Origin of the sequence: Herbaspirillum sp. 3R11 (assembly GCF_004563925.1) — a bacterium.
Lineage (GTDB): Bacteria > Pseudomonadota > Gammaproteobacteria > Burkholderiales > Burkholderiaceae_D > Herbaspirillum.
Genome location: NZ_SPNJ01000002.1, coordinates 438,092 through 454,109, shown reverse-complemented (window position 1 = coordinate 454,109; position 16,018 = coordinate 438,092). Strand labels below are relative to the sequence as shown.

The following is a 16,018-nucleotide window of genomic DNA, read 5'->3' as shown; positions in this document are numbered from 1 at the left end:
CAAAAGAAAACGCGACCGTCATTGTAATCGGGTCGCGCGTTTTCTTTGCCTGTCGTTCAGCAATACCTCATATGACCTGGAACCCATGAGTGCCGTCGCGGCCGAGCTGCTCGACCAGGCCGAACTCCCAGTCCAGATAGGCCTGCATGGCGGAGGTGGGATTGTCGGTGCCTTCGTACGGACGGCGGTAGCGGTCGATGCGCGGAGAGGCCAGCGACGTCGCGCCGGTCTCGATCGGCAGGCCGGCAGCCTTCCAGCCGCTGTTGCCGCCTTCCAGCAGGAATACGGGCTTGTCGGTCAGCGCCGCCAGGTCGCCGATGACGAACGCCGCCAACAGGCTGCTGCCGCAGGTGACCACGTAACGCTCGGCTGCAGGCACATTCTGCAAGGCTTGCGCCAGTTGCGAGCGCAAGGCAAACCAGGCGCCGGGAACGTGCTGTTTGACGTAGTTCGCACTGGTAGAGAAATCCAGCACCACGGTGCCCTTGCCCGCTTTACCTTGCGCTTTGTCTTGCTCCTGCCAGCCGGCCAAGGTCTGCGGCGTAATTTTTTCAGAGGATGGCGTCGGCGGCAGTTCGCGCGACGCCGGACCTTGCTCGCTGAGCTGCGGCGCGGTCACGCCGTCAAGCACGTAGACTTCCCACGCCATTTGCGCCAGCCACGACGCCGTCATGTTGGCGCGCACCCCATCATCGTCAACCAGCACGATGCGGGCGCCACGCACGGCGGCGTTGGATTCGGTTTCCTGCACCAGCTGGCCGCCCGGCGCATTAAGGAAACCGGGCAGATGACCGGCTTCATATTCCTGCGGCGTGCGCACGTCGAAACGATACGTGGTGCGCGCGGTGTCGTCGCGCAACGCCTGCAAACCCTGTGCATCCAGCCGCTTGACGCCGGCGCGTTCCGCCACGGCGAGAGCGTCGGCCGCCGCCTGTGCGCGCGTCGCCGCCGTCAGCTCAACCGGGAACTGGCGGCTGTTGCCGTGTTCGAGCTGCTGCCCGGCCAGCGTCCAACCGATGGTGCCGTTGCGCAGCGCGTGGACCTGGTTGGGAATGCCGGCGTTGACCAGCGATTGCGTCCCGATGATGCTGCGCGTACGGCCGGCGCAGTTGACGATCACACGTGTATTGGGATCCGGCGCCAGTTCGCGCACGCGCAAGACCAGTTCGGCGCCGGGCACGCTGATCGAGGTCGGGATGTTCATGTTCTGGTATTCGTCGAAGCGGCGCGCATCGAGCACCACCACGTTTTCTTTCGCATCGAGCAGGGCCTTGACCTCGGGCGCCGACAAGGACGGCGTGTGACGCTTGCTTTCCACCAGTTCGCCGAAGGACTTGCTGGGCACGTTGACGTCCTGGAACAGCTCGCCGCCGGCGGCCTTCCATCCCGTCACACCGCCGTCGAGCACGCTGACGTTGCTGTAACCGAGCGCGACGAAACGCTCGGCAGCCTTCTGTGCCAAGCCTTCGCCATCGTCGAGCACGACGATGGCGGTATCACGGCGGGGAATGCGCGCATACGCCAATAACTCCAGGTGCGAGAACGACAGGTTGGCGGCGAACAGCGGATGCGCTTCGGCGTGCGGCGCTTCTTCGCGCACGTCGAGCAGCGCGATTTCACGGCGCGCCAGGAGGTCGTCGCGGACTTGTTGAAAGCTTCGTGTGCCGATGCGGATGCTGCTCATGTCGTCTTGCTCTCCTTGGATAAATCCCAGATGTTGGGCAGCGTGGTGTTCGAATATCCCGAAATGAAGGCCTTGCGCGTACCGTCCGGCTGATACACCGAACGATGCACCGCGCCGATGTTGGCGCCGTAGACGTGCACACTGATCGACACCCGGTCCGCATGCGCATTGTGCACGCGATGGATGTCGTCGAGGCCTTCGAGGTTGGGCGAAATCGGCTCCACCATGCCGGGCGTCAATTGTATCGGTTCTCCGTGCGGCGCGAGCGCGCCCTTGCCGTTACCGTTGTCGTTGCCGCCCTGCCAACGATAGGACTGTGAATATTCCGAGCCGCGCAGCATGCCGATCAGGCCCCACACGGTATGGTCGTGCACCGGCGTTTGCTGGCCCGGCCCCCAGACGAAGCTGACCACCGAAAAGCGCTGCGCCGAATCGACGTGCAGCAGGTATTGGCGGTAGCGTTCCGGATCCGGTTGGGCATAGGCTTCCGGCAGCCAGTCGTCGACTGCGACCAGGTCGCGCAGGAGCTCGGCGCCGTCGCGCAGGATGGCCGCTTCGGCGCTTTCACGCCCGAGCAAGTCGGAGAAGGAAGTGATGAAATGACGCAGGCGCTGATGGTTGGGCATGGCTGTTTTCCCGGCGAGGCGGCCGCTGGAATCCATCGGCGCGCACATGAAACTGCGAAAAAAATGGCGAGCGACGATGATACCGCGCGAGCGGCGCCCAGCAGAAATACCAACTGCCTATATGCAAGCAGGTTTTTCTTATGAGGCGGAAAGAATAAAGAAGAGAGGAAGTGCGGGAAGAACGATCAGCTCTTGGCCGCGGCCTGCAGCGTTTCGTACTTGACCATCAGTTGCTCCTTGGATTCGCGCCAGGCGGGATCAAAGGGAATGCAGGCGACCGGGCAGACTTGCTGGCATTGCGGCTCATCGAAATGGCCGACGCATTCGGTGCACTTGTTGTGGTCGATTTCATAGATCTGCGGGCCCATGTAAATCGCCTCGTTCGGGCACTCGGGCTCGCAGACGTCGCAGTTAATGCAATCATCGGTGATCATCAGTGCCATACAAACGCTTCCTTTACATGCAGCATGTCGCTGGATTGCCGGCCGGGTTCGTTCCGGCAGGCAATGCGGACATTACAAATCCATCTTGGCCATCTTTTCCTTCAGCCATTTTTCGACCGAGGGGAATACGAACTTCGATACGTCGCCGCCCAGCAGGGCGATTTCGCGCACGATGGTGCCCGATATGAATTGATATTGGTCCGACGGCGTCAGAAACAAGGTTTCCACGTCGGGCAGCAGATAACGATTCATGCCGGCCATCTGGAATTCGTATTCGAAATCCGATACCGCGCGCAGGCCGCGCACGATCACGCGGGCATTGTTTTGCCGCACGAAATCCTTGAGCAGACCGGAAAAACTTTCCACCTGGACATTCGGGTAGTGTCCGAGTATTTCATTTGCTATCGACAGGCGCTCCTCGAGGGAGAAAAACGGCTTCTTGTTTTTGCTGTCCGCTACGCCTACGACCAACTTGTCAAACAATCCCGAGGCGCGTCTGACCAGATCTTCATGGCCACGTGTCAACGGATCGAATGTTCCCGGATAAACAGCTGTCACCATCAGGGTCTCTCCTCACCAGCTAAGCAATCAGAACGCGCATTATGCCTGAGAGCCGATGTTTTTGCGCCGCAATAAATGATAAAACACCATGCCCGCCTTGTCGGCCCTGACAACCTCCCAGGGCGCCATCCAGGCGGGCAACTCTTCGCCTTCCAGCGCATGCTCCGATTCGACATACACCAAGCCATCGTCGGCCAGCACTTGCTCGCATACGGGCATGATCTTCGCGAGCCAGTCCTGATGATACGGCGGATCGGCGAAGATGAGGTTGAATCCTGTGCTTGAGTTTGTCGGCGTCAGGCTTGGCGCCTTGTATCCCTGCAGCAGCGCCAGCGCATCGCCGCGTCGCACTTCGACCTGTGCGGCTTTCAGTTTGTCCTTGCTGGCGTCGAGCTGGCGGGCGGCCGGGCCGTGACTCTCCACCATGACCACGCGCTGCGCGCCGCGGCTGGCGGCTTCGAAACCGAGCGCGCCGGTGCCGGCGAACAGGTCGAGGCAACGCACGCCTTGCCAGTCGGCGTCGATCAGGTGCGTGATCCAGTTGAACACCGTCTCGCGCACGCGATCCGGCGTCGGGCGCAGACCTTCGACGTCGAGTACCGGCAACGGCGTGCGCTTCCACTGTCCGCCGATGATGCGCACCTGATGCGAAGGGCGATTGCCGTGGTGGCCGCCGGCGGCCACGCCATGTTTTCTTGCTGTCTTGCTCATGTTTTTATTTTGCCTCGCCGACCACGACCGTACTGAGTTGATCGAGGGCGATTTTACGTTTGAAAGCGGCGCGGATTTGCGCCACGGTGACTTTGCCGATATTGGCGGTCCAGGTGTCCAGATAATCCAACGGCAGGCTGTAATAGCCGATCACCGCGAGGTTGTCGAGGATCTTGCGATTGTTGTCGATGCGCAGCGCAAAGCCGCCGACCAGGTTGTCCTTGGCCGCCTTGAGCTCGCCCGCAGTCGGGCCGTCGCGCAGATAGTCTGCCAGCGTGCGGCGCACCACCTCGAGCGCTTCGGCGGTTTGTTCCTGCTTGGTCTGCAAGCCGATCTGGAACGGTCCCTTCTGCGCCAGCGGCGAAAAGTAGCTGTAGACGCTGTACGTCAACGCGCGCTTTTCGCGCACTTCATTGGTCAGGCGCGAGACGAAGCCGCCACCGCCGAGAATGTAGTTGCCGACCGTCAGCGCGAAGAAATCCGGATCGCCGCGCACCAGCGCCGGCATGCCGATCAGGATATGCGATTGCGAAGCGGGATGGCTGATGCGCTGGTCCTTTGGCGCAGTGAGTGCGATGGAAGGCAAGGCCGGCAATGGCGCGCCTTGTGGCAATTGCTGCGTCAGCCTTTGTGCGATCTGATCGGCCTGCGCACGCGTGACGTCGCCGATCATGGCGACAACGGCGCGGTTGGCGACATAGTGCGTGCGATGGAAGGCGACCAGGTCATCGCGCGTGATGGCGGCGACACTGTCTTCGCTTTCCTGACGCGCGTAGGGATGGGTTCCATATAGTGCGGCCCAGAATGCCTTGGCGGCGATGTCTTCGGCCTTGGTCTGCGACTCGCGCACGTCGGCGATGGTGCGCGCCTTGTCGCGAGCGAACAGTGCCTCAGGGAAGCTGGGCTGCGCCAGCGTGCGCGCCAGCAAGCCGATCGCAGCGTCGCGTTCGGCAGCGCTCGACAGCATGCGCAAGGTCACCCCGGCGCGATCCATGCTGGCGCCGCCGCCGCGCTGGGCAGCCACGTCGGCGAGGCCGTCGAGGATCTGCGCTTCGGTCAATGCGGGCGCGTCGCCTGACGCTGCTACGCCGCGTGTGAGCTGGGCGTTGGTCAGCGAGGCCAGTCCGGATTTGCCGTCGGGATCACGGCGCGCACCGGCGTCGAATTCCACGCTCAGATCGAGCATCGGGATTGCGTGGTTTTCCACGAACAGCACGCGCGCGCCATTGGGCAGCGACCACGACTGGATCTGCAGGGCCGCCCGCGCCTGCACTGCAAAACCGCCGAGGACTAGGGCACACAACAACAAGTATTTTTTCATCTTGATACCGGACAAATCAAATCAAAGCAAAACAGAAGCTACCTGTATTCATTCTTATCCAGCCTGCCCGGCCGGATCAGCCACGACTGCAGCAGGGGCGGCGGCAGTCTTGCCATCCACCCAGTCAATGACCGGCTGCCATTGCTCGATATCGCGCTGCACGCGCGAGGGCGCAATGTCCCACAGGGTCAGGCCGTGCGCCGCCAGTTGCACGTAATTCTGGGTGTCGCGCAGATAGCTCAGCACCGGCAGGTTGAGGCCTTCGATGAAGCGATGCAGCTGGTCGGCCGAGCGCGTGCGCGCATCGACGCGCATGCCGACGATGCCGACGTCGATGTCGCCCTGGCGCACGGCTTTTTCTTCCGCCAGCCGGCGCAGGAAATCCTGTGTCGCCAGGATGTCGAAAATCGACGGCTGCAAAGGCACGATCACCTTGTCCGCCATTTTGAGGACGTCGTTCAGGCGCCAGCCGTGCAAGCCTGCGGGCGTGTCCAGCACCACGTGGGTGGTGCCTTTGGGCGGCTTGGCGATGTAGTCTTCGCTGATTTCCCAGGTAGCGATCGGCGGCGCTGCCGGCGGCCGGATGTTGAGCCACGCGCGCGCCGACTGCTGGCGATCGGTGTCGCCCAGCAGCACGCCGTGGCCGCGGCTGGCAAAGTAGCCGGCGAGGTTGGTCGAGAGAGTGCTTTTACCTACGCCGCCTTTGGGGTTCGCAACGACGATCACTGGCATGCTATTCCTCCGTGAGAGTACAACTGAAGATCAATCGGCAAATCAGGTGCTTCGTGTGTTGCAGTTCAATTAGCGCAACGGACCCGGCGGCGGACCGGTCTTCTTGCCGGACAGCGGCAAGGGTTCCAACGTCGCCACGGTCAGCTTGTCGTCGCTGAAATACTTCTGCGCCACCGCCTGCACCTGCTGCGGCGTCACCGACTTGAGCCGCTCGACGATGCGGTCGATGTTCTTGTGCGACAGGCCGGACATTTCCATCACGCCGATTTCCATGGCCTGGCCGAAAATGGAGTCGCGCTTGTAGACCTGCGATGCGATCAATTGCGTTTTGACGCGCTGCAATTCTTGCTCCGACACGCCGTCGCGGGCGACGCGTTCAACTTCGGCGCGCAGCAGGGTTTCCAGTTGCGCGGTCGTGGTGCCGGCTGCCGGGCTGCCTTCCAGCGTGAACAGGGTCGGACCGCGGGTGATGTCGTCGTAGCTGGCGCCGACGCTGTTGGCGACCTTGTCGGTGCGCACCAGCTTGTCGTTCAGGCGCGCGTTGTCGTAGCCGTCGAGCACCGCCGACAGCACGTCGAGCGCATAGACGTCCTGGTCTTTTTCGACTTCACGCAGCGTGGGCACCTTGAATGCCAGGATGACGTAGGGATTTTCCGCCGGCGCCTTGACGGTCACGCGGCGCAGGCCGTTTTGTTCGGGTTCGTTCTGCGGCTTGCCGCGCACGATGGCTTTGGACGGAATCGGGCCGAAGTATTTCTCCGCCAGCGCCGCCACCTTCTGCGCGCTGACGTCGCCGCTGACCACCAGCGTGGCGTTGTTGGGCGCGTACCAGCGGCGATACCAGTCTTCGATGTCGCGGATAGTCATGTGCTGCAAGTCATCCATCCAGCCGACCACCGGATGGTGATAGGGATGCGCCACGAAGGCCGCGGCATGCAGCGCTTCGTTCATCAGGCCTTGCGGCTGGTCGTCGGTGCGCCAGCGGCGCTCTTCCATGACGACGCGGATTTCTTTGGCGAATTCGTTCTGGTCGAACTGCAGGTTGCGCATGCGGTCGGCTTCCAGCGCCATGACTGCTTCCAGGCGATTGTGCTCGACCTGCTGGAAGTAAGCAGTGTAATCGCGGTTGGTGAAGGCATTTTCACGGCCGCCGAGTTCGGCGACCAGGCGGCTGAACTCGCCGACCTTGTGCTTTCTGGTGCCCTTGAACATCATGTGTTCCAGCGCGTGGGCAATGCCGGTAGTGCCGTTGGTCTCGTCAATCGAACCGACCTTGTACCAGACCATCTGGACCGCGGTGGGCGCGCGATGGTCTTCCTTGACGATGACTTTCATGCCGTTTTTGAGCGTGAATTCACTTGCCTGCGGGGTTGCCAGCGCCGTTCCCAGGACGACTGCCGGACCGGAAGACTGGGCCCGGACCGCCGGGCCGTAGCCCGCCAGAGACGCAAACACCAAACCGGTCGACAGGATTGCTCTGATCTTCAATTTCATGCGCTGTGCTCTGATAGAATGCGGGGGCTGGCCAAGGACCGCCCGGACGGTAGTATCCGGGCATGAGGCTGGCCAATTGTACCTTGTTCATTGCGATTTCCCGCCTGGAAACGGCCGGAAACGCCCTCCATCAGACACCGCAGCCACTTTCGACAGAGCCAGCCCAGCATCCGATGTTTAGTTTCTTCAAGAAAAAACCCCAGCCTGAACCCGCCGTTGCCAAAGAAGCAGCTCCTGAGGCCGCGCTCGCCCCGGCTGCGCCTGCCGCAATCCCTGCAATTCCTCCTGTCGCCGAAGAGATCGTCGAAGCTGCGCCGCCGTCGGTCGAGGCCAAGCGTTCCTGGCTGGCCCGCCTCAAGAGCGGCCTGTCCAAGACCTCCAGCAACCTGACCACGCTGTTCGTCGGCGCCAAGATCGGCGACGAACTGTACGAAGAACTGGAATCGGCCTTGCTGGTGTCCGACGCCGGCGTCGATGCCACTCAGTTCCTGCTCGATGCGCTCAAGAAGAAGGTCAAGGACGAGAAGCTGACCGAAGCCGACCAGGTGCGCCAGGCCTTGCGCACGCTGCTCATCGACATGCTGCGCCCCTTGCAGAAACCACTCGTGCTGGGTCGCCACCAACCGCTGGTGATGATGATCGCGGGCGTCAACGGCGCCGGCAAGACCACCACCATCGGCAAGCTGGCCAAGCATTTGCAGGCGCATGACCAGTCAGTGCTGCTGGCCGCGGGCGATACCTTCCGCGCCGCTGCGCGCGAGCAATTGACGATCTGGGGCGAGCGCAACAACATCACCGTGATCTCGCAGGAGTCCGGTGATCCAGCGGCGGTGGCCTACGATGCGGTGCATTCAGCGACCGCGCGCGGCACCAATGTTGTCATGGTGGATACGGCGGGACGCTTGCCGACCCAGTTGCACCTGATGGACGAGCTCAAGAAGATCAAGCGCGTCATCGGCAAAAGCATGGACACCGCACCGCATGAAGTACTGCTGGTCATCGACGGCAATACCGGCCAAAATGCGCTGGCGCAAGTCAAGGCCTTCGACGACGCGCTGGGCCTGACCGGCCTGGTCGTGACCAAGCTGGACGGCACTGCCAAGGGCGGCATCCTGGCGGCGATCGCCAGGACCCGTCCGATACCGCTGTATTTCATCGGCGTGGGCGAGTCGATCGACGATCTGCAGGCGTTCGACGCCGAAGAGTTCGTGGATGCCTTGCTAAGCTGAAACTGAGCTGAAAACAAATTTGAACCGCGCCCAAGAAAAACAAATCCATCACCGACGATGATCGAATTCGCCAAGGTCTCCAAACAATATTCACGCGATGTCTTTGCGTTGCGCGACATCACGCTCTCGGTCCAGAAGGGCGAGCTGCTGTTCCTGGCCGGCCCGTCCGGTGCCGGCAAGTCGACCCTGCTCAAGATGATCGCCGCAATGGAACGCCCCAGCGCCGGCACGCTCAGCGTCAACGGCCAGAGCATCAACACCATCAAGCCTTCGGGCATGCCTTACCTGCGCCGCAACCTCGGCCTGATTTTCCAGCAACAACGCCTGCTGCAGGACCGCAGCATCCTGGCCAACGTGATGCTGCCGCTGATCGTCACCGGCGCACCGCGTTCGGATGCCGAGAAACGCGCCCGCGCCGCGCTGGACAAGGTCGACCTGCTCGACAAGGCAACCTCCGGCCCGCAGGAACTGTCCGGCGGCGAACAGCAGCGCGTGGCGATCGCGCGCGCCATCGTCAACCGCCCGCAGATCATCCTGGCCGACGAGCCGACCGCCAACCTCGACCGCGACAACGCCAACAAGGTGCTGGCGGCGCTCAAGTCCTTCCACGGCGTCGGCGTGACCTGCCTGATCTCGACCCATGACGAGCAATACCTGACCGGCGCGGATCGCATCATCTATCTTGACCGCGGCCGCATCGTCGACGGCTGGCACAACGGCGTCAGCAACCCGGTGGAGATTTCGCAATGAACTGGCTTCGCCAACATTTCTTCGCGTTCGCCGACGCCTTCCAGCACCTGCTGCGCTCGCCCGGCAACTTCATCCTCAACGTGCTGGTGGTGTCGATCGCGCTGGCGCTGCCTTTCGCCGGCCTGACCGTGCTTGAAAACGTGCGCCCGGTCTCGGAACAGCTCGCGGTCGAGCCCGAGATCAGCATCTTCCTGAAAATGGACCTCTCGCGCGACAAGGCCACCGCGCTGGCCGGCAACATCCGCGCCGTGCTGGCCGACAGCGGCAGCGCCGCGCGTGTCGATTTCACGCCGCGGGAGAAGGCCTTCGACTCGCTCAAGAGCAAGACCGGCCTCAATGACGTGCTGGCCACGCTGGGCGCCAATCCCCTGCCTGACAGCTATGTGCTGAAGCTGTCCGGCTTCCAGGACGCCATGGACGCCACCCGCGTCGACGACATCGCGCAAAAGCTCAAGGCCATGCCGGGCGTCGACACGGTGCAGATCGATTCAGCCTGGGTCAAACGGCTGGCGGCACTGCTGCGCATCTTGCGGCTGGTGCTGCTGTTCCTCGGCATCACGCTGGGCGCGGTGGTGGTGGCGGTAGTGTTCAACACCATCCGCCTGCAGGTCATGACGCAGTACGAGGAAATCGAAGTTTCGCGCCTGCTCGGCGCCACCAACGCCTTCATCCACCGGCCGTTTTATTACACCGGCGCCCTGCTCGGCGTGTGCGCAGGCGGATTGGCGCTGGGCCTGGTGGTGCTGGCGCTGCAGCCGCTGAACCTGGCGATTACCGACTTCGCCCGTCTGTACGCTTCCGAATTCCGCCTGGCGCCGCCGAGTATTGCGGCCATCGGCTTCCTGCTCGGCGTCAGCGCCCTGCTCGGCCTGATCGGCGCGATGCTGTCGGTCAAACGGCATTTGTCGCGGCTGGCCTGAGCCCTCTCCCTTCAATCTCTTCTTAAAATGGCAACAACTCCTTGGGCGGAATTGTTGCCATTTTTCAATGTTGCTCTGCAAAATTTGTTACAGGTTTATGCTTGAAACAAGCAACTTTGGCCCCCAGATCTCCTCTAATTCTTGCGATGAAAAAGCCAATTGCCTAAAAAGCAGTCATAGAGAATACCTATTTCTTCCTTCCAGATTCGTTATTAGCACTCTCAAATGAGGAGTGCTAGAATAGTTGATAGAAATAGTGCGGCTTTAAGGTAACTGCCACATTTGGCAACTGCCACATTTACGCATCGCTTCCTCACAGGAACCAAGGAGAATCAATGAAATCAGCTACTGCACTCATGCCCGTCGAGACCAATGCGCTTGCGCTCGGCTTCTCCGGCAGCCTGGGCAACATTGACGCCTATATTTCGGCCGTCAATCGTCTGCCGATGCTGACGCAAGCTGAAGAAATTTCGCTGGCCCGCGCCTTGCGCGACCAGAATGACCTCGGCGCCGCCCAAAAGATGGTGCTGTCCCATTTGCGCCTGGTGGTGTCGATCGCCCGCGGTTATCTCGGCTACGGCCTGCCGCACGCCGACCTGATCCAGGAAGGCAATATCGGCCTGATGAAGGCGGTCAAGCGCTTCGACCCGGATCAAAACGTTCGTCTCGTTTCGTACGCGATGCACTGGATCAAGGCCGAGATGCACGAGTACATCCTGAAGAACTGGCGTTTGGTCAAGGTCGCAACGACCAAGGCGCAGCGCAAGCTGTTCTTCAACCTGCGCAGCCACAAAACCGGCCTGGACGCCATGACGCCGGCGCAAGTCGACGCCTTGGCCAAGACGCTGGACGTCAAGCGCGAAGAAGTCATCGAGATGGAAACCCGCTTGTCCGGCCGCGATGTTGCGCTGGAAGCGCCGACCGACGACGATGACGACAAGTTTGCACCGATCGCCTATCTGTCTTCGGACAACAGCGAACCGACCCGCGTGATGGAAGCCAAGCAATACGACCGGCTGCAATCGGAAGGTCTGGAAGCTGCGCTGAGCAAGCTTGACGACCGTTCGCGCCGTATCGTGGAAGCACGCTGGTTGGCCAACGACGACGGCAGCGGCGCGACATTGCACGAACTGGCTGACGAATTCGGCGTGTCCGCCGAGCGTATCCGCCAGATCGAAGCGGTGGCGTTGAAGAAGATGAAGGGTTCGCTGCAGGCTTTTGCCTAAGAATCAGGCAAAACCATCAGGCAAACCCCGCAGCAATGAAAAAGGCGCTCAACTGAGCGCCTTTTCTTTTGTCCGCAGAGTCCGTTCAGGACAGCAGCAATTTCAGGTCATGCACGATGGGCTCGGCGCCCTGGCCGTGCCGCACGAACAGGCGGATATGCCCCTGCGGATCGAACACGTAACTGCCGGCGGTGTGATCCATCGTATAGCTGCCCGCAGTCTTGCCCGGCACCTTTTGGTAGAACACCTTGAATTCCTTGGCCACCTTGGCGGTCGCGGCTTCGTCGCCGTACAGGCCGAGGAAGCGCTTGTCGAAGGCAGGCACATACTGCGACAGGATCTGCGGGGTATCGCGCGCCGGATCGACCGTCACGAACAGCACCTGCACCTTGTCGGCTTGCGGGCCGAGTTCCTTCATCACGTTCGCCATCTCGGCCATGGTGGTCGGGCAGACGTCCGGGCATTGTGTATAGCCGAAGAACATCACCACCGCCTTGCCCTTGAAATCGGCCAGCGTGCGCGGTTTGCCGTTGTGGTCGGTGAGCGCGAAGTCCTTGGCGTACTCAAGTCCGGTAACATCGGTGTTGACGAATTTCTCGGCAGGGCTCTGCTGGCAGGCGGCCAGCGACAGTACGCCGAGGGCCAGCAGCGCGGCCGGCAAGAAAGACAGCAAACGTTTCATCAGAAAGTCCTGAACAGCAGGTAATGATCGACCAGCAGCGCAGCGAACAGGATCGACAGGTAAATGATCGAGAATGTGAAAGCCTTGCGCGCAATCAGATCGGTGTAGTGGCGATAGATCTGCCATGCGTAATGGAAGAAAATCAATCCCAGCACGATCGCCGTACCCAGGTAGATCAGGCCGCTCATGCCGACCGCGAACGGCAGCATGGTGGTGGCGATCAGCGCGATCGTGTAGAGCAGGATATGGAATTGCGTGAGCTTCATGCCGTGCGTGATCGGCAGCATCGGCAGGCCGGATTTGGCGTAGTCGTCGCGGCGGTACATCGCCAGCGCCCAGAAGTGCGGAGGCGTCCAGATGAAGATGATCAGGACCAGGATCCAGGCCTGCATCGGCACGTCATTGGCGATCGCGGCCCAGCCCAGCGCCGGCGGCATCGCGCCCGACAGGCCGCCGATGACGATGTTCTGCGGCGTCGATGGTTTGAGGATGATGGTGTAGATGATGGCGTAGCCGACGAAGGTCGCCAGCGTCAGCCACATGGTCAGCGGATTGACCAGCGCGTACAGCACCCACATGCCCATGCCGCCGATCACGCCGGAAAACATCAGCGTCTGCGGCACGGTGATTTCGCCGCGCGCCATCGGACGGCGTGCGGTGCGCGCCATGCGCGAATCGATTTCGCGTTCCACCAGGCAGTTGATGGCGAAAGCGGCGCCGGCCAGCAGCCAGATGCCGATGGTGGCGAACACGACCTTGCGCCAGTCGGGCAATTCCGGCGTCGCCAGGAACATGCCGATGACGGCGCAGAATACCGCCAGCTGCGTCACGCGCGGCTTGGTCAAGGCCCAGTACTGGGCGATGCGATTGGGTTGTGCGGTCAATGTGGTCATGTCTTCAAAACGGTGCGGGAACGGCGCGTGCGGCCTCGACGGCAGGGGCGTGTCTGGTCTTGTAGTTTAACATGACCAGCAAAAGCAGCAGCAGCGCTGCACCGCCGTTGTGCACGACGGCGATGGCCAGCGGCCAGTTCAGATAAATCGTCGCCAGGCCGGTGACCAGCTGCAGCGCGATCACGATCAGCAAGCCGCGCCCGGTCTTGAGCAGGCCGCCGTCCTTGAGCGCCTTGTGCGCCAGCCAGGCGATGTAGCCGATCACCACGAAGGCGAAGGTGCGGTGCACCCAATGAATTGCGGTCAGCGCCGGGAACGGCAGGTATTCGCCGTCGGCAGTCTTGCCCAGGTGGCGCCACAGCGTGAAGCCGTTGTCGAAATCCATCTGCGGAATCAGCGCGCCATGGCACAGCGGGAAATCGTTGCACGCCAGCGCCGCATAGTTGGTGCTGACCCAGCCGCCCAGCGCAACCTGCACGGTCAGCAGCAACAGGCCGATCAGCGCCGGCAACGCCAGCGCGCGACCGGGCAATGACACCGGCGCATGCACATTCTGGCGCGCGCCCAGCCAGGTCAGCATGGCCAACAGGGTCAGGCCGAGCAGCAGATGGATCGTGACGATCACGGGTTGCAGCTTCATCGTCACCGTCCAGGCGCCGAACGCGCCCTGCAGGCAGACGAACAAGAACAACAGGGTCGGAAACCACGGCCGGAACTTGAGCTCGGTGCGTCCCGACTTGATCCAGCGCCGCCATGCAATCACCATCAGCGTAATGATCAGCACGCCGACCGCCATCGCCAGGTAGCGATGGATCATTTCTATCCAGGCCTTGGCGACCGTCACCGGTCCGGTCGGCATGGCTTCCTGCGCGGCGGTGATATGTTCATGCGCCAGCAGCGGATTCGAATGGCCGTAGCAACCCGGCCAGTCGGGACAGCCCAGGCCGGAATCGGTCAGCCGCGTGAAAGCGCCGAACATGATCAGGTCGAAGGTCAGGAACAGCGTGATCCAGACCAGCTTGCGGTATTTGTCGGCGTCATTGGACACCCAGGTCAGCGTCAGCGGAATCAGCGCGACCAGCAGGCCCATGATGGCAAGTTGAATCAGCATGACGGTTTTATCCTATGCTCGACGCGCGCAGCAGTTTGCTGATGTCCTTCTTGACCTTGTTGGGGTCGGCGTCCTTGGGGAAGCGCATCATCAGGTTGCCGCGCGGATCGATCATGTAGAGGTGATCTTCCACGCTGGTGCCGGCCTCGGTCGGCAACCAGGCCTTGAGCAGCTTCGGATCGACGCGCAGCATGTCGGTGCCGTCGTATTCGCGCATGAGCATGGTGTCGAGCGGCTTGGCGTCGGTGATCAGCCAGACCCGTTCGATGCGTTCCATTTCCTTGCCCTGCATCAGGCGCAGCTGGCGCATGGCGAACAGGCGCGTCTTGCAAGACTGATCGCAATCGCCGCCGGCCACTTGCAGCAGGACCCACTTGCCCTTGTAGTCCTCAAGCTTTGCCGGTTTACCGTCGAGTTCAGTGCTGCCCAGCGGCGGAATCGGGTAGTCGCGCGGGTCGAGCAGCGTGCCGTAATTGGTGCGGCCCTCCGGCTTGATCACGTAGTAAGTCAAATACGACGCGATCATCGGCGCGGCGCATACCGCCACCACCAGCAACAGTTTCCAGCGACCGCGCTTGCGTTGTTGGCCCTGCGGTTGGTTCTTACCCTGCTCTTTGTTTTTTTCCACTTCGGAATCCTGTGACAACAAAAAAAATCACGGCCATCAAGGCCAGCGCATACCATTGCACGGCGTAGCCGCGATGACGGTCTATTCCCAGCGACGGCGCCGGCCAGTCGCGCACCAGACCATCCTTGATTTCGCCCGACTGTTCCACCACAAACGGCGCCAGCGGCAATTGACTGGCGCGTGCGTAAGCGGCGATGTCGAGGTTCTGCATGATCGCGCCGGGACGCGGCGCCTCGGCCGCGCCGAGCTGCAGCAAATGGCCGGCGTCGCTGCGTATCACGCCTTCAATTTCAATTTCATCCGCCGGCGTCGGCACCACCGGCACACGCGTGCGGTCATTTGCATCACGCGGCGCCCAGCCGCGTTCGATCAGGATTGCCGACGCTGCGGAGCCGGTTATTTTAAACGGCATCAGCACGTAGAATCCGGGCACGCCATTGTAGGGGCGATTTTCCAAGTAGGTCGTCCACTCGGGCACGAAGCGGCCGCGCAGTTTGACGTGACGGAATTCAGCCTCGGCGACGTCAATCCCGGCGGCGTTTTCCAGCGTCATGGCCGGGGCCGACTGGCGCGCCGCCATCTTCGCCTGGATCGCTTGCTTCTCGTCGCCGCGCCGCGTCTGCCACTGCCCCAGCGACACGCCGATGGCCGCCACGATCACGGTGGCCAGCAGCGGAATCCATCGAATACGGAATCTGATTGGCATTACAATGTCACTTTATTCAAGCCGCCCCGCACGCTGCGGCACCTTCCTTTTACCCCACCTGCACCCGCCATGAAAATCATCGTCGCCATCGCTTTCGTGCTCATCATCGGCAGCCTTGCATCCGCCCTGCTGTTCATGATGCGCGACAAGGGCAAGAGCAATCGCACGGTGTATGCGCTGACGATGCGCGTGGGATTCTCGGTGCTGCTGTTCATCCTGCTGCTGATCGCCTATCGCCTGGGCTGGATACAACCGACCGGCATTCGCTGACCGGCCCGATCCGGCAGCACGAGCCGCCACA

Annotated in this window: 18 protein-coding genes; 5 read left to right on the top strand and 13 right to left on the bottom strand. The window is 61.9% G+C overall.

All coding sequences use genetic code 11. The features are described from left to right. Positions 1 to 67: 67 nt before the first annotated feature. The 8 genes from E4P32_RS10320 to E4P32_RS10285 form a co-directional block, all read right to left on the bottom strand. Positions 68 to 1,684, bottom strand: coding sequence for a rhodanese-related sulfurtransferase (locus E4P32_RS10320; protein WP_116434282.1), 1,617 nt, complete (start codon positions 1,682 to 1,684; stop codon positions 68 to 70). Then, complete coding sequence (locus E4P32_RS10315; RefSeq protein ID WP_116434283.1) at positions 1,681 to 2,310, bottom strand: cysteine dioxygenase; 630 nt, start codon at positions 2,308 to 2,310, stop codon at positions 1,681 to 1,683. Before E4P32_RS10315 ends, E4P32_RS10320 begins: the two co-directional genes overlap by 4 nt. Before the next feature lie 185 nt (positions 2,311 to 2,495). After that, a complete protein-coding gene (locus E4P32_RS10310) occupies positions 2,496 to 2,753 on the bottom strand; it encodes a YfhL family 4Fe-4S dicluster ferredoxin (RefSeq protein WP_116434284.1) in 258 nt (85 codons plus the stop codon). Between the two features lie 72 nt (positions 2,754 to 2,825). Then, the gene (coaD, locus tag E4P32_RS10305) at positions 2,826 to 3,314 is read right to left on the bottom strand and encodes a pantetheine-phosphate adenylyltransferase (RefSeq protein WP_029363547.1); all 489 of its coding nucleotides are present in this window, start codon (positions 3,312 to 3,314) and stop codon (positions 2,826 to 2,828) included. A 39-nt stretch (positions 3,315 to 3,353) separates the two neighbouring features. Then, positions 3,354 to 4,025, bottom strand: a complete 672-nt coding sequence (gene rsmD, locus E4P32_RS10300; RefSeq protein ID WP_116434285.1) for a 16S rRNA (guanine(966)-N(2))-methyltransferase RsmD — start codon at positions 4,023 to 4,025, stop codon at positions 3,354 to 3,356. 4 nt (positions 4,026 to 4,029) lie between these two features. After that, a complete protein-coding gene (locus tag E4P32_RS10295) occupies positions 4,030 to 5,346 on the bottom strand; it encodes a pitrilysin family protein (RefSeq protein WP_116434639.1) in 1,317 nt (438 codons plus the stop codon). A 54-nt stretch (positions 5,347 to 5,400) separates the two neighbouring features. Then, positions 5,401 to 6,078 (bottom strand): ParA family protein, encoded by a 678-nt coding sequence (locus E4P32_RS10290; protein ID WP_116434286.1) that lies wholly within the window; start codon positions 6,076 to 6,078, stop codon positions 5,401 to 5,403. A gap of 69 nt (positions 6,079 to 6,147) precedes the next feature. Next, positions 6,148 to 7,572, bottom strand: coding sequence for a pitrilysin family protein (locus tag E4P32_RS10285; RefSeq protein WP_116434287.1), 1,425 nt, complete (start codon positions 7,570 to 7,572; stop codon positions 6,148 to 6,150). Between the two features lie 173 nt (positions 7,573 to 7,745). Here E4P32_RS10285 and ftsY point away from each other — a divergent pair, with 173 nt between their 5' ends. The 4 genes from ftsY (at position 7,746) to rpoH (ending at position 11,697) form a co-directional block, all read left to right on the top strand. Continuing rightward, a complete protein-coding gene (gene ftsY / locus E4P32_RS10280; RefSeq protein WP_116434288.1) occupies positions 7,746 to 8,801 on the top strand; it encodes a signal recognition particle-docking protein FtsY in 1,056 nt (351 codons plus the stop codon). Between the two features lie 57 nt (positions 8,802 to 8,858). Then, positions 8,859 to 9,551 carry an ATP-binding cassette domain-containing protein gene (locus tag E4P32_RS10275; RefSeq protein WP_116434289.1) on the top strand — a complete coding sequence of 231 codons (693 nt, stop codon included), beginning with the start codon at positions 8,859 to 8,861 and terminating at the stop codon, positions 9,549 to 9,551. Further along, a complete protein-coding gene (ftsX, locus tag E4P32_RS10270) occupies positions 9,548 to 10,471 on the top strand; it encodes a permease-like cell division protein FtsX (RefSeq protein ID WP_116434290.1) in 924 nt (307 codons plus the stop codon). The genes E4P32_RS10275 and ftsX overlap by 4 nt, the downstream gene beginning before the upstream one ends. 335 nt (positions 10,472 to 10,806) lie before the next feature. Beyond that, entirely contained in the window at positions 10,807 to 11,697 is an 891-nt protein-coding gene (gene rpoH / locus E4P32_RS10265) for an RNA polymerase sigma factor RpoH (protein ID WP_116434291.1), read from the top strand. Positions 11,698 to 11,782: 85 nt separating this feature from the next. Here rpoH and E4P32_RS10260 read toward each other — a convergent pair whose 3' ends face one another. From E4P32_RS10260 to E4P32_RS10240, 5 genes are all read right to left on the bottom strand, one after another. Further along, positions 11,783 to 12,379, bottom strand: coding sequence for an SCO family protein (locus E4P32_RS10260; protein ID WP_116434292.1), 597 nt, complete (start codon positions 12,377 to 12,379; stop codon positions 11,783 to 11,785). After that, positions 12,379 to 13,272 carry a heme o synthase gene (gene cyoE / locus E4P32_RS10255; protein WP_116434293.1) on the bottom strand — a complete coding sequence of 298 codons (894 nt, stop codon included), beginning with the start codon at positions 13,270 to 13,272 and terminating at the stop codon, positions 12,379 to 12,381. The genes E4P32_RS10260 and cyoE overlap by 1 nt, the downstream gene beginning before the upstream one ends. Positions 13,273 to 13,276: 4 nt before the next feature. Continuing rightward, positions 13,277 to 14,383 (bottom strand): COX15/CtaA family protein, encoded by a 1,107-nt coding sequence (locus E4P32_RS10250; protein WP_116434294.1) that lies wholly within the window; start codon positions 14,381 to 14,383, stop codon positions 13,277 to 13,279. A gap of 7 nt (positions 14,384 to 14,390) precedes the next feature. Beyond that, positions 14,391 to 14,909: a cytochrome C oxidase subunit I gene (locus E4P32_RS10245; protein ID WP_233526655.1), complete on the bottom strand. Its 519-nt coding sequence runs from the start codon at positions 14,907 to 14,909 to the stop codon at positions 14,391 to 14,393. Between the two features lie 76 nt (positions 14,910 to 14,985). Next, positions 14,986 to 15,717, bottom strand: a complete 732-nt coding sequence (locus E4P32_RS10240) for an SURF1 family protein (protein WP_116434296.1) — start codon at positions 15,715 to 15,717, stop codon at positions 14,986 to 14,988. 69 nt (positions 15,718 to 15,786) lie between these two features. Between E4P32_RS10240 and E4P32_RS10235 the strand changes: the two genes are divergently transcribed. Next, positions 15,787 to 15,987, top strand: a complete 201-nt coding sequence (locus E4P32_RS10235; RefSeq protein WP_016834729.1) for a twin transmembrane helix small protein — start codon at positions 15,787 to 15,789, stop codon at positions 15,985 to 15,987. The last annotated feature ends 31 nt before the right edge of the window (positions 15,988 to 16,018 follow it).